The organism is Anaerosporomusa subterranea (genome assembly GCF_001611555.1).
Classification (GTDB): Bacteria; Bacillota; Negativicutes; order Sporomusales; family Acetonemataceae; genus Anaerosporomusa; species Anaerosporomusa subterranea.
Genome location: NZ_LSGP01000017.1, coordinates 184,975 through 206,096 on the forward strand (window position 1 = coordinate 184,975; position 21,122 = coordinate 206,096).

Here is a 21,122-nt window from a genome sequence, read left to right on the forward strand (position 1 = left end):
ACCCTCCGCATACTCTGCGTACTCTGCGGTTAACGGCGCCCCGTACTCCACAACCGCTAGCGGCCTTTCTTACTTGTTAAGCGCCGACTGGGGATTTTGCTCGCCTGCGAGAATTTCCATAAACTCTTCGCCGGTAATGGTTTCTTTTTCTAACAAGTAGCGAGCCAGCTCGTGCAGTTTATCTATGTTGTCTTTAAGAATTTCGGCTGCTTTTTCGTGTGCCTGCTTGATAATGGCCAGAACCTCTTCGTCAATCTTGGTTGCTGTCTCGGATGAACAGGCCAGAGATGCATCGCCGCCAAGATATTGATTGTTGACTGTTTCTAGAGCCATCATGTCAAACTTTTTGCTCATACCGAATCGTGTCACCATCGCTCTCGCGATCTTTGTCACCTGTTCGATGTCGTTGGCTGCGCCAGAGGTAAAGGTATTAAAAATTAACTCTTCTGCCGTGCGACCGCCGGTAAAGGTGACGATCTTGTTGAAAGCCTGTTCTTTGCTCATCAGCACGTGTTCGCTTTCCTCTACCTGCATGGTGTAACCGAGTGCGCCAGAGGTACGGGGAATGATAGTGATTTTATGCACAGGTGCAGAGTCGGACTGCTTTGCTGCTACTAGTGCGTGGCCAATTTCGTGGTAAGCGATAATTTCCTTTTCCTTAGGAGCAATGACCGCGCCCTTGCGCTGATAGCCTGCAATGACCACTTCGACACTTTCTTCCAGATCGTTTTGGCTGACAAGTGTTCTGCCACATTTGACAGCACGCAAAGCACCCTCGTTGATAATATTGGCAAGCTCTGCGCCTGAAGCGCCAGCGGTTGCTCGGGCAATAGCGTTAAAATTAATATCTTGGTTCATCTTAATCTTCTGGGCATGTACCTTCAAAATCGCTTCACGGCCAGCGAGATCCGGCAGTTCCACCGGAATCCGGCGGTCAAACCGGCCGGGGCGGAGCAACGCTTTATCCAAGCTTTCCGGTCGATTGGTAGCAGCGAGGATGACAACGCCCTTTTTACCGTCAAAGCCGTCCATCTCAGTCAATAGTTGATTCAAGGTCTGTTCGCGTTCGTCATTGCCACCAATGCCGCCGTTGCCACGTTTTTTGCCAATCGTGTCAATTTCATCGATGAAGACAATGCACGGCGCTTTTTCATTGGCTTGTTTAAACAGGTCACGCACCTTGGCAGCACCCATGCCGACAAACATTTCCACAAAATCCGAGCCAGATATCGAGAAGAACGGGACCTGGGCTTCGCCTGCAACCGCCTGTGCCAGCAGAGTTTTACCTGTGCCGGGAGGGCCGACCAACAGCGCCCCTTTTGGTAGATTTGCGCCAATTTCAGCATATTTGTCAGGATTGTGCAGAAAATCGACAATCTCATTCAACGCTTCTTTTGCTTCATCCTGGCCAGCTACGTCAACAAACGTCTTGCCAGTCTGCGCTTTCACATAGATTTTCGCATTGCTCTTGCCAAAGGTCATGGCATTGATACCGCCACCCATGCGCTTTTGCATTTGACGGGCAAAGAGTTGTCCAATGCCAACAAAGAAGATAATCGGTAGTATCCAGGTTAAGAGAAAGTTTAGTAAGGGTGAATTTTCTCTGGGAATAACTTGATGGAATTGGACGCCCGCATTGTGCAGACGGTTGACCAACTCAGGGTCGTTCATCCGGCCTGTTAGAAACGCGCTGTCTTTGCCAGATTCGTCTTTTACGACAAATACGATCTGCGTATCATGGATTTCTACCGATTTGACAACTCCGCTGCTAATTTGCGTGAGAAAAGTACCGTAATCTACCTCGGTAGGCTTTTGTTGTAGCAATCCCGGTAAGCCTAAAGCATTTAGAACCATGAGAATTAGCATAGTTACAACATAATAATAAATCAACGGCTTTTTCGGTGCCTTTTGTTCTTCCATAAAGCTTTTCCTCCATTTACTTATGGCTCAGTTCGCTCATTTCCTGAATAAACGAACTGAGCTTTTTCATTCCGGCAATAACCGCTCTGAACTCATCTTCTGGTTTATTCTCCAAAAAGGAGCCATATTTTGCTTCTAGAGCATCGCCGATTTTTTGAACTGTTACGACGCCAAGATTAGTGAGCGTCAAATTTACACAGCGTTCATCTTCTGGGTTTCGAATACGTTGTATAAGCCCCAATTTTTCTAATTTCTTGCACATAGCAGAGGCATTGCCGCTGGCAAGGCCAATTGCGGTGCCAACGCTTCCTACTGTATGATGTCCAATTTGTTTAATTTCAACAAGAATACGGGTCTGCATCATGGTCAAACCTTGCTCTTCGACAATCGGACGAAACGTACTATCCATATATTCCGAAATCGTTCGTAAGAAGTCCCACATTTCTTTTTTAAAAACCATGCTGTTCATGTTGGCCTCCAATGATTTACAAAGCTCTAACAATTTATCTATATAATATATATAATATGTTATATAGATAAAATTGTCAATCATAGTAGCTAATAGTAATAGTAATGCGCGATTCCTGCCAGATTTCGGCAGGAAACTAAGTGCTGATGTCGAAAGTTGTTGTTGATTTTACAAATATTTCTGATAAATAGCAATGACGAGGCTGTTAAAAAGAAGCATGGAGGTACGCGGGTATGCAAATCGGGAAATGGGGTCGGGGAGATCGCTCGAGGAAATCGTTTTCGATAGCTTCTCCTAACCCGCAGGACTTCTGTGACAATCTGAAGGATAAACAATTTCGACAACTTTTCGAATCGATGAATGAAGGCTTCGTGCTGTACGAAATGATTGTTAACAGTCAAGGTAAGGTCGTCGATGCCCGCATTCTAAGCACCAATCCGGCCTATGAACGGCAGTTCGGCTGGAGGCGTGAGCAAGTTATTGGCAAGCGCCTCTCTGAGCTAAGCCCTATTGTGAATTCCGCTTGGCTTGAGAAGTATGAGCAGATTGTCAAAACCGGTCAGCCCTTGACTATTGAGGAATACTCGCCGCTTGCAGACCGATGGTTATTGGCAAACGCTTATACACCCGGCCCCGGCATGGTAGCTGTCGTCTTTACCAATATCACCGAGCATAAGCGGATGCAAGAAGAGCTTGCCCGGGCGAGGGAAGATCGCTTCAAAAAATGCTTTGATAATTCACCAGACTGTTTTGCTATTCTGCGGGCTGAACGCAGTGCTGCAGGACAGATCATCGATTTTGTCCATGAATATATCAATACGGCGGGTTGCTTGGAAACCGGTGTCAGCGAGAAAGACTATAGCGGACGCAGGCTGCTGGATTTATACACGGGGTTTGGAACAGCTTCGCTGTTCGAACAATACTGTCAGGTGGTCGAGACAGGAGAGCCTCTGAAGATAGACGCGATTAGTTACTCCGGAATGGGAATAGCCTCACTTGATGGGGTATGCGGCGCCAACGTAATCAAACTGGATGACGGGATCGCGGTTACCTGGCGGAATATAACCGATAAGATACGCCTGGAAGAAGAACTGAGACGGCGCGAACGGCAGTATCGGACCTTGATCGAGAATATTCCGATGGTGATTTGCCGCTATGACAGGGACTTTCGCCATATCTATGTCAGCCCAGCAGTGGAAACGGATTTTGGGGTCAACGCTGAACAGGTCATGGATAAGACATGGCAGGAAATTGGCATCAACCAGACCTTATATCGATCCTGGCAACGCGAATTCGAGAAGGTTTTGCGGACTGGCCAGGCTGTAGCAGGCGATGTGGAATTACCTGATGCGCAAGGTGCAACTGGCTATTATCATGTTCAAGTTCTGCCGGAAACAGATGAACAGGGGCGGATTGAAACGCTGTTGACGATTGCCCAGGATATCACTAAGCGCAAGCAGGCTGAGGAAGCTTTGCGCCAGTCGGAGGAACGCTTCCATAAGGCATTCCACGGCAATGGGGCTATGATGTGTATTGTCAGGACAGCTAATGATCAGATTGTCGAGGTGAACCAGCGGCTTTTGGATGTTATCGGGTACACACGCGACGAGTTGGTAGGACACACATTTCAGAAACTCAATTTGTGGGCCGAAGATCACAAGAGAGCAGAGTCTTTGCTAGGAGAGATACGAGTGAAAGGGAACCTTCAAAGCTTCGAATTCTGTTTGAGAACGAAATCCGGAAAGATCGTTACCCTACTAGCATCGACTTCATTACTTACTCTCCATGATGAACTATGCCGGATATATACAGCTCAAGATATAACCAAAGAAAGGAGACTAGAGGCGGAGATGCAACGACTGGACCGCCTCAATCTGGTCGGCGAGATGGCTGCCAGCATCGGCCATGAGGTTCGCAACCCGATGACTACGGTACGTGGCTATCTGCAGATGTTTCAAAGACGGGCAGAACTCGCCAAATATGGGGAACAGTTGACGACAATGATCGAAGAACTCGATCGGGCCAATGCGATCATCAGTGAATTTCTGTCGCTCGCCAAGAATAAGGCGATTGATCGGAAACGCGGCAATTTAAACACCATTATCCGCTCACTGTTCCCGCTGATTGAAGCTGATGCGTTACGTATGGGTCATGAAGCTGCAGTCAGGACCGGAGATATTCCGGATAATGAGTTCGATCCCCAACAAGTGCGACAGTTGATCTTAAATCTGACGCGCAATGGGTTGGAAGCGATGCAAGGCGGCGGCCGGCTCACCATCAGGACTTATCTTAGCAGCCAAGCCATCGTTCTCGAGGTGCAAGACACCGGATCGGGCATACCTGACGAGATCTTGCAGCAGTTGGGGACGCCTTTTGTAACTACAAAGGAGACTGGCACAGGATTGGGCTTGCCGGTTTGTTTTCGCATCGCGGAGAGACACGGTGCGAAGATGGGGATACAGAGTTCGTCGCAAGGGACAACCGTTTGTGTTGCTTTTAGCGACGTGTTGGACATAGACGAAACGAAGCGCGAACGCCACTAAACGCACGAGCGCCACTATGATACTACTAGGCGATCCGTTTGTGTCGCTAGTGTACCGCTAGTGGCGCTCGTGTTCATCGTACTAAACGACCCTCTAGTAACCTCTGCGATTGTTCAGGGAGAGCGTTGGCACCGGGGTCTGCCCCTAAGTGATTGCGTTTCCAGCCTTTTTTATTTGACAATACGCAGGACACTCATGATGATCAACAGGGTTCCCGGCAGGTAGGGGAAGCGTTCTTTCACGCTTTCCGGGAGTAAGCGACTGGCAAAGGTAATCCCGCTCCAAATCAACCCCATCTGAATAACGGCCATCACTAACGGTGTATAGAGGGGAAGTACTCCGAGCAATTCTGCGGCAAACGTTGCCACCATATTATCTAAGCCTAACGCAAGGCCGAGAAAAATCGCCTCTGATGGACTGATTGACCGGGAGTGGTCTATATCAACGGCCTCAGGATCGGCAAGAATATTGACGATAAGCTTTCCCAGCTTAATACGTAGTTGGGGAAGGTCATCTGATCGCCTTGGAGTTAGCCGTTTGATCAAGTACTCTTGAAATACGCTCCACAGACCGATCAGCAACAGCAGGAACGCGCCGATCATGACGGCCGATTGCGGAGCTATCAACATGCCAGTTCCCTGGGCGGCAATCATCGCGACCGCTGTGCATACAGCAGTCACAGCTCCTACGACCAGCAACGAACTAAATGGTACGGTAATTTTCCTTACTCCATAAGCAACTCCGGCTAGGAGTGCGTCAAAGCTTACTGCAAACCCCAAAAGTATAACATATAGCATTTGTATAAAGGACACCTCCTCGGATATACTGTATAGCCGTTGATACTATATGGCATATTTGCTGAGAAGGTGCTGAGCCTACTTTTCTACACACAATCATCATAAAGACTACATAAAATATAGAAAGAAGGAGTGTGAAGGAGAGGAAGTCGATGAATATGGAGATATCCTGCAGGGCTGCCTGTGCAGAGATGTGCGGCAGTGAACTGGCGCCAAATCTAACCGGCCGGGTTTGCTTTTTTGACGTTCGGGGCGGCACCTGGATAGAAGCAGAAATTTGTGGCTTACCAGCATATAGAGCTGCAGGGAAGGACGGTCAACCGATAGGGCCGCATGGCTTTCACATCCACGAGGGAGCTAGCTGTGAGTCAGCCCATGCAGCAGACCCGTTTACATCGGCGGGCGGTCATTGGAATCCAACAAATCAGCCCCACGGTAATCACGCTGGCGACTTTCCCGTTCTATTTTCAAATCATGGTGTGGCAATCATGCATTTCTTCACAGACCGCTTCTCAGTTGAAGACGTGATTGATAAGACTGTCATCATTCATCAGAATCCAGATGATTACCGCAGCCAGCCTGCAGGGAACTCTGGCAAGCGACTGGCCTGCGGGGTTATCCGGCTATGCAGCGGTTGCCGATAAATCAGATAAGCCCCCGGCTGGGGGCTTATCTGATTTATGATACTCCTGGTAGGGTAGAGCCGGGAAGTGTAAAACCCTCTCCGAGAAGTCTTCTTTATTTAGTTACTGATTGAGGTGTGGAAGCAGAGCGATCTTGGGTGAGAAGGGAAACGACGTAGATGACCACAAAGTTAATGGTGATGGCGATCAAGACGCGATTGGGCCCCAACTCAGTGATCTGGCTCAGGATGACGCCGGAGATAATTCCCAGGCGAGCGCCCCAAGGCGTAATTTTGCTGTTCTTTTTCCCCATTTCATGGGCTTCTCCGCTACGCTCTTTCCATAAGAGGCCCAAAATGATCAGGGGTACCAAGCCGCTTCCCACCATGCCGTAAGCCTTGGCGAAGAGACCCATGATAGTGGAGGCTTGCATGGCCACCACGCAGGCGAAAATGCCGACAACGACTGTGAGCCAGGTAGCCAGTTTGACGAGTTGCGCGTCATTCAGCTCGGGACGGAAAGGCCTGATGAGGTCGTTGACAATTAAGACGGTCGCAGAATTCAAGTTGGCGTCGGCTGCAGACATGCCGGCCACCAGCATGAGTGCGAAGATGATAGTGCCCAGCCAAACGGGCAGATGATTGTTCATGTACCAGGGAATGACGTTATCTGTAGCCAGCCCTGGTTGCAGGGTAAGAATGGTCATGCCGGTCAGGGCGGACAGGCAGCAAAAGAGCAGAGCCAGGCAGCCGCTGATTACAATCCCCCGGCGGGCTATGGAGCCGCTTTTGGCGGCAAAGCAGCGTTGCCAGTATATCTGGGCAGCCAAGATTCCTACACTGGCCGTGACAAAGTTGGTAACCATGATCACTGGATTAACCTTGCTGAAACTGAACAGGTCCCCTTTGCCCACGGCAGCTAATTTTTGGCCCAGGACCGCAAGACTGAAGTCGATGTTGGTGAAGGTGATGTAGTAGAAAACAGAAGCAAGAACCAGCACGATACCCCCCTGAAACAGGTCGATCCAGATTACGGAATACATGCCGCCCAATGCGGTATAGGTGATAAAGATGACAGAGAAGAAAATGATGATGGGAAGAGGATCAACCCCGGTAACCACGTTGAAAACGTTGCCGAAGCCTTTAACTTGACCGGCCACCCAGGAGATCATAATGATGGAAGACAGGAAGCCTACCAGAGCCCGGGTCCATTTATCGCGGAAAAAGAGGTCGTCAGACATTTCCGCCACGGTGTTGTAGGTAAACTTGCCGGCGAAACCGGCGAAAACCAGACCGAAAATAATCTTGGAGCCCTGCTCCCCGAGAATAAAGGAAAGCCAGCTTAGACCTTCGGTATAGCCCTTGCCGGTGTGCCCGACAAAATTGCCAACACCCATGATCGTTGCAAAGTCTGTGAAGAAGATGAAGACAAGAGGCAGGGTGCCACCGGCAATGGCGTAGTTAGCAAAGGAAGCCGTAGCTTCGCCTTTTACCTTTAAGGAGATTCCAACAAAAAGTAGGCACACAAGCACGGTAATTACCCAAATACCGACACTTAAGCTCACTAAAAAACACTCCTTTCTAAAACTGAAATAAGAGAACTTGCGAATGATGCCGTGGGGATAACGGGAAAAGCGCTTACTGAGCAAACCTTTCTAAGTGAAGTTTCTGTATCGCGGGGGATTCAATGCCACCGGCTACATAGTCGGCCATCATTTTGCCGGTTAACGGCGCCAGAGCAATGCCGTCGCCCTCATGTCCTGCAGCCATCAGGAATCCTGCCAATTCAGTCGGGCCGAGAATGGGCATGCCATCTGGAGTGTACGGACGCAATCCGGAGAATACCCGAATGATATGAATATTCTTCAGCCCAGGGACGATATTGACAGCATGACGTAAGATCGTGGATAAAGCTTCTGGCGTCGTACTCGAATCGTAACCAACAAGCTCACGCGTGCCGCCAATGAGCAGAGTTCCTTCCTGCGTTTGGCCTAGGGACAGCCCGACGCCTAGTTCTGCCGCTTGGGGGTCTTCTTGTCGTATCAGATCTGGCGTGTGTTTGGCAACAATGTAGCGGGCACTCCAGAGTGTGCCGAAAATGGTTGGCGGCATGGCTTCGGTAACGATGATTTGACCGCGACGGGGTTTAATCGGTATCTCAAGGCTGACGAGTCTGCCGATAAAAGGTGCATACGCGCCGGCGGCGTTGATGATAATATCGGCGCGGAAGGCGCCCTTGCTAGTTACAACGCCGCTGACCCGGCCGCCGCTTGATTCAATATCTGTCACCTTCGCCCCGGTATGAATGATGGCGCCTAACTTTCTGGCCGCTCTCGCGAAGCCGAAAGTCAGCTTCAGCGGGCTGACCTCTGCGTCAGCCGGACTATAGGTTGACGCAAGCAGGGAAGGGGATAACGCCGGCTGATGCCGCCGCGCTTCTTCGATAGAGAGCAAGTCAACCGGTAGACCGAGTGCTTGCTGTCTGGCGACGAAGTTTTCCATGATGGCCATTTGCTGCTCGTTTTCGATGGCAATCATGCCGCCACTGGATCCGTAATCTATATCATCATCCAGTTCTTCACCCAGTCCCGGAAACATGGCCGCGCTCTCCATGGCCATGGAAAGATGCAGCCCGGGATTCTTCGACTGCATACTGATGGCCTTATCACAGGCGCCAGATGAGCCACTGCAAACATCGCATTGATCTAGCAGCAGGGGCTTGATTCCGTGTTTCGTCAAGTAGTAGGCGATGGCTGAGCCGATTACTCCGGCGCCGATAATGACAACTTCTCCAGGTTGTGTTCTCGCTATATTCATGGTCTTATCCTGCCTTCCTTTGCAGTCAGTAGGGTATCGACCTTCACTGGGCGTACAGGCGGTCGCGTGGTTGGAGGCTCAAGGTTTGCCGGGTCTATGCCGGCCTGCTGCGTTAGCATCGCGCTGATCAGACGGCGGCAAGTCCGTCCCTGACACAATCCCATGCCTGCGCTCGTCCGCCGCTTAACGCCGGTAAGGGTGGTTGCGCCGTCAGCAATAGCCTCCCGTATTTTCCGCTCGCATACTTCTTCGCAACGGCAAATTAATATATCATCAGCCATGTTCTTCCCCGCCTTTCACCCGGATGCCGCGAATCATGTTCAGGGTTGATTTTGGCGCTTCAATGGTTACAACAACCGTCTTGTCAGCCCTTGGCGATACGGTTGTTTTCAGCACTTTCGCGTCGGCCACCGCATGACCGCTGCGATCTAGCCCTATCACAAATTCACCGGCTTGAGGGACAGGACAGTATTCATACGGCATCTGTACAGTACCCATTTCGCCAGACAGAGAAGCATCGACGACAAAAATGGCTAAGCCAGGACACTGGGCGATGCAGGCTCCGCAGCCGGAACACTTGTCTACGGCGAGTTGTGGCAGAGAGGTGATAGGCTGTCCGACGCTGATGGCGTGAAATGGACACGCTGCCTCACAGGGATTGCAGGGAATATCTTGAATACATTCGATCACCGCGACCGGGCCCTTTTCCATTCGTTCCTGAGAGGGTAAGACTGTGGATAGTTCATCGCCGGACAGATAACCATCGGTTGCCAGGCTAGATTGCATGGAAAATCCTCCCCTTCTCGATGACCTCTTCTTTCATTTGCCGCCGGTAGCTGCCAAAGTCACCGCTGCGCAGCATATGCAGCCGTTCCCATACCTGGGCCTTACGCTTTGCCGCTGCGCCGGCATCAATATAGCCAAGCGCCTCGGCTGCAGCGATGCCGGCGAGTCGGCCTTCCTCCATAGCGCTACTGGCTTCTTCCACTCCCGTTAAATCGCCTGCCGCGTATATGCCTGGCACGGTTGTTTCCATGTTGTCATCATGCACTGGTAGCATTCCGCCCAGCCGGGAAATGAAGGTTAGTTGACAGCCAGCCAAATGGGCAAGTTCTGTTAAGGGAGTCAGGCCAACGGCGATCGCGATTGCCCCGCATGCGATCATACGCTCCGAGCCAGGAACCGGCTGCACATTATCATCTAGTTGGACAACAATGGCTCCTTCAACGTGCTCTTCGCCTAGCACCTTTTGAACCGTGTGACGAGTTAGAATGGGAATACCTGCCCGACTAATTTTGGCGGCATGAACACCGTAGCCGCCGATCCGCGGTGCGGCCTCAAGCAGAGCATTCACTTTGCCGCCTGCCTGCACTATCTGATAACTGACGATCAGGCCGACGTTGCCGCTGCCGATCATCAGAATTTCTTCTGCCGGAAGCACTTGATACACATTCATCATGGTCTGCACAGCGCCGGCACTCATTACCCCAGGCAGGGTGGATCCAGGAAATGCCAGAACGTTTTCGGAAGCGCCCGCCGCTAAAATAACCTTTTTGGCCCGGATTGTCTCCTGATGCACTCCATCGGCAATCAGGGCAACCTGCTTATCCGGATAAATTGCATATACCGTAGAATTAAGCTTTATCTGGGCACAAGGCTGAGCCTGAGCCAAGAGTTCCTGACCAATATCAAAACCGCGAATGCCGGCTAAGTGTTCGCGTGAACCAAAAAATTTGTGAATCTGCTTAAACAACTGTCCGCCTGGCTTGGCATTTTCATCGACCACTACGACCTGAGCGCCCAGACGGCCTGCTTCGACTGCCGCCGAGAGTCCCGCCGGACCTGCGCCGACTATGATAATATCTGCTTGGCGCACGCTTATTCCCCCTTGTCTGGTTTGTTTTGGGTTTCCACGATCATGCCGGCGCGTACCGGGGTAACGCAGGTTCGCACATTCGTCTGCCCATCCACAGTCATGACGCAGTCAGTACAGCGTCCGATACCGCAGAATACGCCTCGCGGCGAGCTGGTTTTATGGGTATGGCGGAGTTTTAGCCTTCCCAACGCCATCAGGGCGGCGGCGATTGATTCGCCTTCCCGGGCAGGAACGGCGATGCCGTCTACAATGATCTCCACCACTGGTATTCTATCCAAACTGCTGAGTATGGGATGTTCCTTTACTCTCACTCTCTCACTCCCTTATGAAAAACCGTGTTTATGCCGTATACTTACATCTTATTTACCTCTCCTAATCGTTATGCCACTTCGATGCCGGCTTTTGTCATCACATCCCGCAATTTACCCAAGTCGGCTTCGCCCGGATATACCAACGGCAGTCTAACGTCGTCGACCAGGAATCCGCTCAGGTTGATTGCCACTTTAACGGACGTGGTGAATTCTAGCCGCTTCAATTGTCTGCCTGGGGAAGAATGCAAAAAAAGCGCCTATATAGGCGCCGATAAGGCGAAAGATTGAACTGGCTAATAAACCAGACACGCGTAACAATTAGGTCGCAGTACATAGTAGTAGCAAAAGGGCTTACGGGGGAATCCCCGCAAGCCCTTTTACGAATTCTTGCTATTGCATAATCGGCGGAATATAGGGCAATGTTTTTGCCAGGAGATACAGCATGATCAGAACGGCAGGTGTATGGAACATCAACTGCAAAATTGAATATCCTGCCAGGTCTCTGGCTTTAGCGCCGGTAAGCCCTAGAAGCGGTAACATCCAGAAGGGGTTGATGAAGTTAGGCAATGCTTCTGCCGCATTGTATACCTGTACAATCCAGCCCAGGTTCACGTGCAACTGATTAGCCGCCTCAAGCATGTACGGCGCTTCGACGATCCATTTGCCGCCGCCGGAAGGCAGGAAGAGGCCAAGAACCGCGGAGTAAATGCCGACAATTACCGGCAGCGTATCATGAGTCGAAATTGACACGAAGAAATGCGCGAGAACATCGGTCAGACCTGAACCCATCAGCACACCAAATATGCCGGCATAGAGCGGGAATTGCAAGAGAACGCTGCCCACCATGGGCACAGACTTAGCTGCTGCTTTAAGAAATGCTTTCGGAGTCCAATGCAGCAACATGCCGAGGATCAGGAACATAAAGTTATACACATTCAAATCGAGAGCTGCCAGGCCGCCTTGGGTTGAGAATACATGATAAAGGTAGCCAAGACCTAAGAGGACGATGGGAATGGTGAGGATTGGGCTATATTCCAAGTATTCGCCCGGGGTTTGCGGTGTACCGACTTCATCATCGGTATCTTCTGCGTATCGTATGCCAGCCATCTCGGCTGTTTTCGCTCTTTCGGCAGAAGGGCAGGATACATAGCAAATCCAGCAGGAGAGTACGATCAGGACAACAATCATGACAAGGTTTTGCCAGGTAAATAAGGTTTCTTGCAACGGGATTGTGCCGCTAATTTTATACAATGCCGGAGGAATAGAGCCTTTGGTGGCCATCAGTAGTGCTGCGGAAGATGACAAGCCTAGCGCCCAGACGCTGCCCAGTCCTAAATACGCAGCAGCGCCCATGGCGCGATAGTCAATGCCTTTAACGCGTTTGCTAACTTCGCGCGTCAAAATGCCGGCGAAAATCAAGCTGAAGCCCCAGCTTAACAACGAGGCAACCATAGCCATGAATGCCACATAAGTTACTGCTACCTTCGGGGTTTGGGGGAAAAGAGCGAGATAACGCACCAGTCTTTTAACTGGTTTCGATACAGCTACAATGTAACCGCTAATGACGACAAACGCCATTTGCATGGTAAACGGAACTAACCCCCAAAAAGACTTGCCAAAGTCAACGGATATCTGGGAGGGAGTACGCCCAGCCAGCAGGGCAGCAACACAGATGATGACAACAGCGATAGCGGCAAAGACGTAGGCGTCAGGAAACCAGCGTTCGCTCCAATCTGCTAGTGAGGCTCCCCACCGCGCCATTAAACCTCCTTCGACTTCTGATTTTGTGGATTGTTTTTTTGTCTGCATTCGATCAATTCTCCTTTGATTAATACTTTATTTAAAAGTGCTTCTGGCTAATTACATAGCAAAAACCGTGCCAAGATTTATTCCTGCACGGTTTGCCGGTCTTTCGCCTATTAACGTTATTTTTTTCCCAAAGGAACTGAGCGTTAAGCGCCTACTTTTTACACACAACGCCTATTGTTTCGCCAGTCACTCCTCTCCCTCGGTCTGCAATCCATACTCTTCGATCTTATAATGCAAAGCTCTTCGACTCATATCCAAATCTCTCGCCGTCTTCATCCGGTTTCCCTTATTCCGTGCTAACATCTCTCTGATCACTCTGGATTCAGTTTCCTTAATAATCTCCCGTAGGCTTTTTTCCTGCCAAGGTGCGACTTCTTCAGTATCTCTGGACAGTAACTGCGGCGGCAGATCCTCAGGGAATATCATCCGGCCAGTACTCATAATCACTGCTCTTTCCACCACATTGGACAATTCACGGATATTGCCCGGCCAATCATACCTCTCTAAAATAGCCAGAGCCTCAGGGTCAAAGTCATCCATCTCCCGCCCGGTTTCTCTAGCTATTTTTTGGAGAAACAAACGAGCCAGCAAGAGAATATCTTCTCTCCGTTCCCGTAGCGGCGGAATCTCTACCGTGACAACCGCAAGACGGTAGAAGAGATCTTGCCGAAATTCGCCGCGAGCGACCATCTCGGATAGTGAGCGATTGGTAGCTGCGATAATGCGGATGTCTGTCTTGATGGTTTGACTGCCTCCTACCCGCTCAAATTCTTTTTCCTGCAGTACTCTTAGCAGTTTGACTTGCATTGCCAGCGGCATTTCGCCAATTTCATCAAGAAACAGCGTACCCTTGTCAGCAAGCTCAAACCTGCCAATACGCCGGGATGTTGCATGCGTAAAAGATCCCTTCTCATGGCCGAACAGCTCGCTTTCGAGAAGTTGTTCCGGCAAGGCGCTGCAATTCACTTTGATTAGCGGCCCGTTTGCCCGCTGACTATTATAATGAATGGCGTTAAACAGGACTTCTTTTCCTGTTCCGCTTTCGCCTGTAATCAGTACGGTAGCTTGGGTTGGCGCCACTCTGGCCACCATCTCGTAAACCTTTTTCATCTCTGGAGAGTTTGTCAGTCCGTTATGCAGGTTATAATGGGAAGTTAGTTCTTGTCTCAGCAGATTGGCTTCGACAGCTAAGCGCCGGTTGTCTAACGCCCTTCGCAGCAATAATTTTAGTTCATCAATATTAAACGGTTTGATAACATAATCATAAGCTCCCGCCTTCATTGCCTCTACGGCTGCATTAACAGCGGCAAACGCTGTCATTAAGATTACTGTTGCATTTATTCCCTGTTTACGCATGGCGCGAAATGCCGTCATTCCATCCATTTTAGACATACGGATATCCATCAGGACAATATCGGGCTGCTCGCGCTTGAAAATTTCTAATGCCGGTTCTCCGTCATCTGCTTCGAGTACCTCGTAGCCTTCACTGCGCAGTACCACCCGCAACATTGCGCGTACACTTTCTTCATCATCAACCACCAATATTTTTCCTGTCAACATATAGTATCCTCCTTGCTGCCTGCGCGGGGTATGACTATTCGGATTAAAGCGCCACCGCCAGGGTTGTCGCCGATATCGATAGTTCCACCCTGGGCGATAACGATCCTTTGCGTGACTGCTAAGCCCAAACCGGTACCGGCCTGCTTAGTTGTAAAGAAGGGATCAAATACTTTTTCCCTGATATCGGGAGGAATGCCAGGGCCTGTATCGGAAAACGTTATCTCTACTTCATCCGTGTCAGGGAGATATTGCGCGCTCACCGTGATTTTTCCTTCATGGTCAATCGCCTGCAGCGAGTTGATCAATAAATTGAGGAAGACTTGTTTAAACTGCTCTCCATCTAGATTAACTAGTGGTACATTCGGCTCGATCGCCACTTCGAATCGAACTCCGTGACTTTTTGCCCGACTTTGTACTAAAAATAGTGTTTCCTGTAATACAAGGGCTACATCTGTCTGCACCACGACCTTCTGGCAAGGCCGGGAGAAATACAGCATTGTCTCAATAATCCGGTTCATCCGATCGACTTCGCCAATGAGCATGGGCAAATATTGCGCCCGCTCCTCGGCGCTTCCCGCATTTTGAAAATATTGCAGAAATCCTTTTATACTTGTCAAAGGGTTGCGAATTTCGTGAGCCACGCCGGCCATCAACTCGCCGAGAATGGCCAGACGGTCAGCATGACTAACCTGATCCTCCAGTTGCTTACGTTCGGTCAAATCCTTAAAAACAGTGACCGCCCCCAAAATATTTCCGTCAATATCTTTAAGCACCGAACTAGTGACAGATATCCACAACTTTTTATTCTTGACTGGGTATTCCATCATTCCTTCAAAATGCGCCTGTCCTGTCTGCAGGGTATCCAGCAATCTGCTATGAAAGCTTGCATCCTCGGCAAATAAGTCGCCATAGTGTTTGCCGATTGCTTCAACAGCTCCGTAACCGGTGAGCGTTTCCGCAGCTCGATTAAAAGCTGTTATGTTCCCAACGGTATCAACCGATATGACTCCGTCGCCAATGCTGTCCATGATGTTCTCGCTCAATGTCCTGGCATTTCCCAATGCGGACGCCATGTCATTAATGGTCGAGGCTACTTCGCCCAGTTCGCCGCTCACGCCCGTGATTGGCTCGTGGAGGTTAAATCGTAACTTCCGCAGGCCTCGGATGACTGTCTGCACATCTTTGACCATATCTTCTGTTACCCGCAGGATCAGTAGAATACTTAATGTCAGCCCGATTGCGACAGCAATGACTAACCCTCTGTCCATTTGTGCGACTTGGCTGTGAATATCACCAGTCAATTCGTTGACAAAAATATAGCCGATGACTCGTCCGTCACGAGCTAGCGGCCGCATCGCGTTCAAAATGTTGCCGCGCACCAATGAACCAAATTCCACATGAAGCTCATTGGTTTCCATGACCTCACGACCGGGGTGAGTATCGCCGATCGACTGGCCTACGGTGTAGCCGAATTTGTCTGATGGGCTATAGGTGATTATTGCATCAAGGTCTCTCGAATAGAAACCGACCCCTAAGCCCGGAGCAGACAATGCAAGTGAATCAGTTAAACCGGTGAGTGCCTGATTTAGAACTTCGATCTTCTGCTGCCGCGAGGCGCCAAGTGCTCCGCGCTCTGATAAAATCTTGTCAAAACCGCCCTCACCAAGATTGACATCTACAATATAAGCGATTGCCGCCAGCTTATTTTTTTTCTCGTCCAAAAGCGATTGTTCTGCGCTTTTCTCCATAACCAATCCGGCGACGAGAATAGGGACACTGACAATAATCAGCGCGAGAAGAATCAGCCTTCTGCGTAAACTTTTTGCTAAGAAGTCTTTCATGATTGCCCCTTTTACACTTATTGTTCTTTTTTACTTAGGGCGAGTTTGAATAAATCGCCGAGATTACTGCCGACAGGGCTTTTGTCGCTATATTGCTCGATTAACTTTTGGTTGATGCGGCTTTCGTGTTTTGATGTTCGTAGTCCGCCGAAGGCATTTTCCTTTTCCGGTTGTCGGTGACCGCAGGCGCGGTCAGGGCAGGAAAGCATCTTGCCGCGTTTGCCGTTGACGAGGAGCATATATTTGCCGCAGAGCGGGCATTTCGTCTTTGAGATGTTGTCCGCTTTGTAGGCTGCTGTATCGGCGATGGTTTCTTTGATAATGGCTACTGTGTAGTCCTTGATTCTAGCGATGAAATTGGTGCGTTGCTCTTTGCCTTGGGCGATATTGGTCAGCGATTGCTCCCATTGGGCGGTTAGCTCTGGAGTCTTAAGGTCTTTGGCGACCAGACCAATGAGCTGTTTGCCTTTGGAGGTTGGCACCAGTTCTTTTCCCTGGCGCTCAATATAGCTGGTGTGAATTAGCTTCTCGATAATCTCGGCGCGAGTGGCGACTGTGCCTAAGCCGCCTTGCTTGATCGATTCGCGCAATTCTTCGTCAGCAATGAACTTGCCGGGGCTTTCCATCGCTGTCAGCAGAGTCGCCTCTGTATAACGAGCCGGCGGTTTAGTCTTGGCTTTGTTCACTTTGCAGTTCGCGACCTGAACACGCTCACCTTTGCTATGCGCAGATAGCTTCTGGTCGGGGAACTGATCAGCAGAGTGTTCGCTTGGCTCGGCTTGCCGCATGCTGACGGCCCGCCAGCCACGCTCTAGCTCCACTTTGCCTGTCGAATAAAAGCTCTCTCCCTGGACGGTCGTAACCAGAGTGGTTTGTTGATAGCGATAGGGGGGATATAAAACAGCGATAAATTGTCTGGCGATCAGGTCGTACAGATTCTTCTCATCTGTGCTGAGCGCCGATAACTGGAGGGGTTGCTCAGTGGGGATAATTGCATGATGGTCAGTGACCTTTGAGTTGTCAACAAAACGTTTGGTTGGCGCTAGTGGCTTTTGCAATAGCGGTTTAACGAGCTCGGCATATTGACCGACGGCAATGCCGCGCAGTCTGGCGGTCAAAGTTGGCACAATGTCTGTCGTGATATAGCGCGAGTCAGTGCGCGGGTAAGTCACTAGCTTGTGCTGCTCATACAGTCCTTGCAGTACGGAGAGGGTCTTTTGGGCGGAGAAGCCATAGCGTTTGTTCGCATCGCGTTGCAGCTCGGTTAGATTATAGGCCAAGGGCGGCGGTTCGTTCTTAGCCTGTGTGGTCAGATCTTTAATGGCGCCAGCTTGGTCTTTGAGCTTAGCGGCAATGGCTTGAGCCTGCTGAATATCAAAGAGACGGCTATTACCGCCGCCATCGCGCCAGTCGCCAAAGTAATCGCTAAATTGGGCTTGGACAGTCCAATAGTCCTGGGGGACAAAGTTTTGAATTTCGGTTTCCCGGTTGACGATCATCGCCAGGGTCGGTGTCTGGACGCGGCCGGCGTTTAACTGGGCATTGTATTTACAAGTTAAGGCCCGCGTAATATTGAGTCCAACCAGCCAGTCTGCTTCTGCTCTGCAAACAGCTGCATCGTAGAGATTATTGTAGGCTGTTCCCGGCTTTAAGGATGCAAACCCTTCGCGAATGGCGGCATCGGTTTGTGAAGATATCCAAAGTCGTTTAAAGGGCTTTTTCCACTTCGCCATCGCCATGATCCAGCGCGCGACTAATTCGCCTTCACGTCCAGCGTCAGTCGCAATGATCAGTTCCCTGATATCAGATCGCTTCATCAGTTGATTGACTGCATAATATTGTGATGACGTTTGTTTAATGACTTTTAGGTCTAGGGTTGTCGGCAGCATCGGCAGGTCTTCGAGACGCCATTCTTTATAGGCCTTATTGTAATCCTCAGGCTCAGCCAGGGTGACAAGGTGGCCCAGCGCCCAGGTTACCACATAGTTCGGCCCTTCGATAAAGCCTTTGCCCTTAGTGGTGCATTTCAAGACGCGGGCAATTTCACGGGCGACGCTTGGCTTTTCTGCCAGTACGAGTGATTTCATTGTTCATTCCTCAATTCTATATCTATTACTTCAACTTCCGGCGGTTTGTTATTCTCTCCCCACTCAGCCATGCACTCCAGTATTGGGAGTAATGTTTTTCCTTTTGCTGTTAGCGAGTATTCTACCTTAGGCGGAATCTGATGGTATTCTTCCCGATGCAACAAATGATCAGCTTCTAGTTCTTTTAGTTGCTGGCTTAACATTTTATGCGTAATCGAGGGTAATGTATTTTTCAGTTCACCATATCGCAGCACTCCGTTTTCAGACAGTCGATAAAGTATAAGCCACTTCCATTTACCGCCGACAACGGCTAGTGTATAGTTGATCGGACAGCTGCATTCGGTTCTCGGCCATGTTGTCATCATTACTCTCCTCTTGTATAGTATCTACCAAAAAAGTGCATACTTTTCTTTTTACTAAAATACTATATAATTTGTGAGTAATAAGCAAGAATAAAATGATAATGGGGGTCTGTTTGTGAACGTGATCGCTATTAACGGGAGTCCGAGAAAAAATGGGAATACCTCAACTCTTCTGGGAAAAGCCCTGGAAGGGGCTGCTTCACAAGGGGCGAATACTGAGCTCATCCATCTTTATAATCTCAATTTTAAAGGATGTGTAAGCTGCTTTGCCTGCAAATTGAAAGATGGAAAAAACTATGGCAAGTGTGCGTTTAAGGATGATTTAACGCCTGTTTTGCAAAAGATTGAAGACGCCGATGCGGTTATTCTTGGTTCGCCAATTTACTTTAGCGATGTAACTGGTGAAATGAGGTCATTCATTGAGCGGATGGCATTTCCATACTTAGTATATGATGCAAATTATACATCTCTTTTTACGAAGAAGATATCGCTCGGATTTATATACACCATGAATGTGAGCGAGAGCAGGGCGAAAGAATTTGGTTATGATCATATTTTCACTCGGACTGAGATGTCACTGGCGAGGCTCTTTGGAACACCAGAATCGCTATTTTCTTATGATACCTATCAATTTCCCGATTACTCCAAATATGTTGTTACAGCATTTAATGAAGTGGATAAGGCCAAAAGACGCCAAGAGGAGTTTCCCAATGACTGCCAAAAGGCTTTCGAAATGGGAGTGCGCTTCGCAACACAGGGAGTTGCGGGGTAGCCGCAGCTTGTTTTCTCCAAACTGGTGTCCTGTTCGATCTCTCGTCATACGCTTTACAAATCTGGAAAACAGGCTACTAGGGCGACGTTACGACCAAAGAAGTGGGTATGATGTCGTAAGTCCATTAAAGTGACTGAGAGATCGATGGCTGATAACGAGCTTCATGGAGCGGTTCATCAAGACTATTAATTTAAAAAAGAATGACCTTAAGTTAGTAAGCTTACGGTCATTCTTTATTTTATAAACCTCAGAAATATCCCTAACTGTCTTGACATCTTGGATTGTAAACCATGTTTGAATATTTTATACTGGTAATGTATGGTTGCCGAGGAATTGATTAAAGGGGGTTTGATACTATGATGGGATTTTTGCGAAAGATCAATTGGGGAGTTGCTTTGGTATGGGGATTGCTGTTTGTGGCAATGAACGGTTCGTCTGTTTTTGCTGTTGAAAAGCTACCACCGGAAAAGGCGTATTTGAGTGATGTATATATAAATATGATGGATGTAACCAGCTTACACTATGACTTAACGATTAAGGCTGAAACCCCGATGGGAGAAATACAAACTACAATCAATGGGGAAGCTCGGGAGAAACCGCTAAGCCTTAAGCACGATATGAACATTTTCTATCGTGACGTACAGAATAAAGAAAATACAATGTTGATAAAGCAGTATCTAGAAGAAAATCAAGGCAATCTAGTGATCTATTCGTTACATAATGAAACATGGATCAAACAGATCCTGCCGCTTGATCCTTCTATGACCAAAAAACCTTCAGCAGATGAAAAGGTCACTGCCCAGATGAAAATGTTGCAGTTGATGAAATCCGTGAAGTTGAAAAGAGAAACACCATCCTACAAATATATGGAAGTAACGTTGGATACTATGCAAATAAGTGATGCTATTGGTGAGGCTGTCAAACTAAATACTGTGCAGGATAAGGATATGTTGAGAGCGATTGCGGCAGGACGGCTTGGGTTGTTATCTGCTGGCAATATAAAATACAATGTTAAAGTTGATAAAGTGACTAAGATGGTAACAGAAATAGATATGGATTTAACAGAACCGATTCGAAAAGGGGTAGGCTTGTTTTTGGATATAACCAATCCAAAGAGTAAAGCGGAAATCGAAGGTTTTTTAACAAAATCGACATTAACTATGCAGATAACGTATTCGAAATATAATCAGGTAGATCCCATAGAGATTCCTCAAGATGTGCGAGATAATGCAAAAGAAATGAAACCGGCAGTTAAGGTAGCTCCTAAAGAAAGTGAATAAATGCAGCTCAAAATGACCGGAAAAGCAAGATTGTGAGTTACCTTCTGATGCTGCAA

The 21,122-nt window shown here is 49.0% G+C and carries 19 protein-coding genes; 4 read left to right on the forward strand and 15 right to left on the reverse strand.

Features of this window, described 5'->3' with window-relative positions; genetic code table 11:
• Window positions 1–69: 69 nt before the first annotated feature.
• Entirely contained in the window at window positions 70–1,920 is a 1,851-nt protein-coding gene (ftsH, locus tag AXX12_RS08410) for an ATP-dependent zinc metalloprotease FtsH (RefSeq protein ID WP_066240904.1), read from the reverse strand.
• 16 nt (window positions 1,921–1,936) lie between these two features.
• Window positions 1,937–2,389, reverse strand: a complete 453-nt coding sequence (locus AXX12_RS08415) for a MarR family winged helix-turn-helix transcriptional regulator (RefSeq protein ID WP_066240906.1) — start codon at window positions 2,387–2,389, stop codon at window positions 1,937–1,939.
• Window positions 2,390–2,622: 233 nt separating this feature from the next.
• Between AXX12_RS08415 and AXX12_RS08420 the strand changes: the two genes are divergently transcribed.
• Window positions 2,623–4,932, forward strand: coding sequence for a PAS domain S-box protein (locus tag AXX12_RS08420; protein ID WP_066240909.1), 2,310 nt, complete (start codon window positions 2,623–2,625; stop codon window positions 4,930–4,932).
• A gap of 170 nt (window positions 4,933–5,102) precedes the next feature.
• On the opposite strand, the gene ytaF is transcribed toward AXX12_RS08420, so the two are convergent.
• Window positions 5,103–5,729, reverse strand: a complete 627-nt coding sequence (gene ytaF / locus AXX12_RS08425) for a sporulation membrane protein YtaF (protein ID WP_231881844.1) — start codon at window positions 5,727–5,729, stop codon at window positions 5,103–5,105.
• Window positions 5,730–5,881: 152 nt separating this feature from the next.
• Between ytaF and AXX12_RS08430 the strand changes: the two genes are divergently transcribed.
• Window positions 5,882–6,373 (forward strand): superoxide dismutase family protein, encoded by a 492-nt coding sequence (locus AXX12_RS08430; RefSeq protein WP_066240912.1) that lies wholly within the window; start codon window positions 5,882–5,884, stop codon window positions 6,371–6,373.
• A 94-nt stretch (window positions 6,374–6,467) separates the two neighbouring features.
• On the opposite strand, the gene AXX12_RS08435 is transcribed toward AXX12_RS08430, so the two are convergent.
• The 12 genes from AXX12_RS08435 to AXX12_RS08485 form a co-directional block, all read right to left on the reverse strand.
• A complete protein-coding gene (locus AXX12_RS08435; RefSeq protein WP_066240914.1) occupies window positions 6,468–7,916 on the reverse strand; it encodes a sodium:solute symporter family protein in 1,449 nt (482 codons plus the stop codon).
• 73 nt (window positions 7,917–7,989) lie between these two features.
• Complete coding sequence (locus tag AXX12_RS08440) at window positions 7,990–9,168, reverse strand: NAD(P)/FAD-dependent oxidoreductase (RefSeq protein ID WP_066240917.1); 1,179 nt, start codon at window positions 9,166–9,168, stop codon at window positions 7,990–7,992.
• Window positions 9,165–9,449, reverse strand: a complete 285-nt coding sequence (locus AXX12_RS08445) for a (2Fe-2S)-binding protein (protein WP_066240920.1) — start codon at window positions 9,447–9,449, stop codon at window positions 9,165–9,167. Before AXX12_RS08445 ends, AXX12_RS08440 begins: the two co-directional genes overlap by 4 nt.
• On the reverse strand, window positions 9,442–9,954 hold the full coding sequence (locus AXX12_RS08450; protein WP_066240923.1) for an NADH-quinone oxidoreductase subunit I: 513 nt from the start codon (window positions 9,952–9,954) through the stop codon (window positions 9,442–9,444). Before AXX12_RS08450 ends, AXX12_RS08445 begins: the two co-directional genes overlap by 8 nt.
• Complete coding sequence (locus AXX12_RS08455) at window positions 9,944–11,044, reverse strand: NAD(P)/FAD-dependent oxidoreductase (protein ID WP_066240926.1); 1,101 nt, start codon at window positions 11,042–11,044, stop codon at window positions 9,944–9,946. The genes AXX12_RS08450 and AXX12_RS08455 overlap by 11 nt, the downstream gene beginning before the upstream one ends.
• Before the next feature lie 2 nt (window positions 11,045–11,046).
• Window positions 11,047–11,355: a (2Fe-2S)-binding protein gene (locus tag AXX12_RS08460; RefSeq protein ID WP_066240929.1), complete on the reverse strand. Its 309-nt coding sequence runs from the start codon at window positions 11,353–11,355 to the stop codon at window positions 11,047–11,049.
• 68 nt (window positions 11,356–11,423) lie between these two features.
• Window positions 11,424–11,579, reverse strand: a complete 156-nt coding sequence (locus tag AXX12_RS19260) for a hypothetical protein (RefSeq protein WP_156478613.1) — start codon at window positions 11,577–11,579, stop codon at window positions 11,424–11,426.
• A 166-nt stretch (window positions 11,580–11,745) separates the two neighbouring features.
• The gene (locus AXX12_RS08465; protein WP_066240932.1) at window positions 11,746–13,164 is read right to left on the reverse strand and encodes a short-chain fatty acid transporter; all 1,419 of its coding nucleotides are present in this window, start codon (window positions 13,162–13,164) and stop codon (window positions 11,746–11,748) included.
• 186 nt (window positions 13,165–13,350) lie between these two features.
• A complete protein-coding gene (locus AXX12_RS08470; RefSeq protein ID WP_066240934.1) occupies window positions 13,351–14,724 on the reverse strand; it encodes a sigma 54-interacting transcriptional regulator in 1,374 nt (457 codons plus the stop codon).
• A complete protein-coding gene (gene atoS, locus AXX12_RS08475) occupies window positions 14,718–16,565 on the reverse strand; it encodes a two-component system sensor histidine kinase AtoS (protein ID WP_066240939.1) in 1,848 nt (615 codons plus the stop codon). Before atoS ends, AXX12_RS08470 begins: the two co-directional genes overlap by 7 nt.
• Window positions 16,566–16,582: 17 nt before the next feature.
• A complete protein-coding gene (locus AXX12_RS08480; protein ID WP_066240942.1) occupies window positions 16,583–18,652 on the reverse strand; it encodes a DNA topoisomerase III in 2,070 nt (689 codons plus the stop codon).
• Window positions 18,649–19,014 carry a winged helix-turn-helix transcriptional regulator gene (locus tag AXX12_RS08485; protein ID WP_066240944.1) on the reverse strand — a complete coding sequence of 122 codons (366 nt, stop codon included), beginning with the start codon at window positions 19,012–19,014 and terminating at the stop codon, window positions 18,649–18,651. The genes AXX12_RS08480 and AXX12_RS08485 overlap by 4 nt, the downstream gene beginning before the upstream one ends.
• Window positions 19,015–19,129: 115 nt before the next feature.
• Here AXX12_RS08485 and AXX12_RS08490 point away from each other — a divergent pair, with 115 nt between their 5' ends.
• Complete coding sequence (locus AXX12_RS08490; RefSeq protein WP_066240947.1) at window positions 19,130–19,786, forward strand: flavodoxin family protein; 657 nt, start codon at window positions 19,130–19,132, stop codon at window positions 19,784–19,786.
• Between the two features lie 356 nt (window positions 19,787–20,142).
• Window positions 20,143–21,066, forward strand: a complete 924-nt coding sequence (locus AXX12_RS08495) for a DUF6612 family protein (RefSeq protein WP_066240950.1) — start codon at window positions 20,143–20,145, stop codon at window positions 21,064–21,066.
• The last annotated feature ends 56 nt before the right edge of the window (window positions 21,067–21,122 follow it).

Bases quoted from the DNA above. Each gene is read 5' to 3' on its own strand.
- atoS (WP_066240939.1), bottom strand. From the start codon at position 16,565: ATGAAAGACTTCTTAGCAAAAAGTTTACGCAGAAGGCTGATTCTTCTC.
- AXX12_RS08445 (WP_066240920.1), bottom strand. From the start codon at position 9,449: ATGGCTGATGATATATTAATTTGCCGTTGCGAAGAAGTATGCGAGCGG.
- ftsH (WP_066240904.1), bottom strand. From the start codon at position 1,920: ATGGAAGAACAAAAGGCACCGAAAAAGCCGTTGATTTATTATTATGTT.
- AXX12_RS08465 (WP_066240932.1), bottom strand. From the start codon at position 13,164: ATGCAGACAAAAAAACAATCCACAAAATCAGAAGTCGAAGGAGGTTTA.
- AXX12_RS08470 (WP_066240934.1), bottom strand. From the start codon at position 14,724: ATGTTGACAGGAAAAATATTGGTGGTTGATGATGAAGAAAGTGTACGC.
- AXX12_RS08415 (WP_066240906.1), bottom strand. From the start codon at position 2,389: ATGAACAGCATGGTTTTTAAAAAAGAAATGTGGGACTTCTTACGAACG.
- AXX12_RS08420 (WP_066240909.1), top strand. From the start codon at position 2,623: ATGCAAATCGGGAAATGGGGTCGGGGAGATCGCTCGAGGAAATCGTTT.
- AXX12_RS08450 (WP_066240923.1), bottom strand. From the start codon at position 9,954: ATGCAATCTAGCCTGGCAACCGATGGTTATCTGTCCGGCGATGAACTA.
- AXX12_RS08430 (WP_066240912.1), top strand. From the start codon at position 5,882: ATGAATATGGAGATATCCTGCAGGGCTGCCTGTGCAGAGATGTGCGGC.
- AXX12_RS08485 (WP_066240944.1), bottom strand. From the start codon at position 19,014: ATGACAACATGGCCGAGAACCGAATGCAGCTGTCCGATCAACTATACA.
- ytaF (WP_231881844.1), bottom strand. From the start codon at position 5,729: ATGCTATATGTTATACTTTTGGGGTTTGCAGTAAGCTTTGACGCACTC.
- AXX12_RS08495 (WP_066240950.1), top strand. From the start codon at position 20,143: ATGATGGGATTTTTGCGAAAGATCAATTGGGGAGTTGCTTTGGTATGG.
- AXX12_RS08480 (WP_066240942.1), bottom strand. From the start codon at position 18,652: ATGAAATCACTCGTACTGGCAGAAAAGCCAAGCGTCGCCCGTGAAATT.
- AXX12_RS08440 (WP_066240917.1), bottom strand. From the start codon at position 9,168: ATGAATATAGCGAGAACACAACCTGGAGAAGTTGTCATTATCGGCGCC.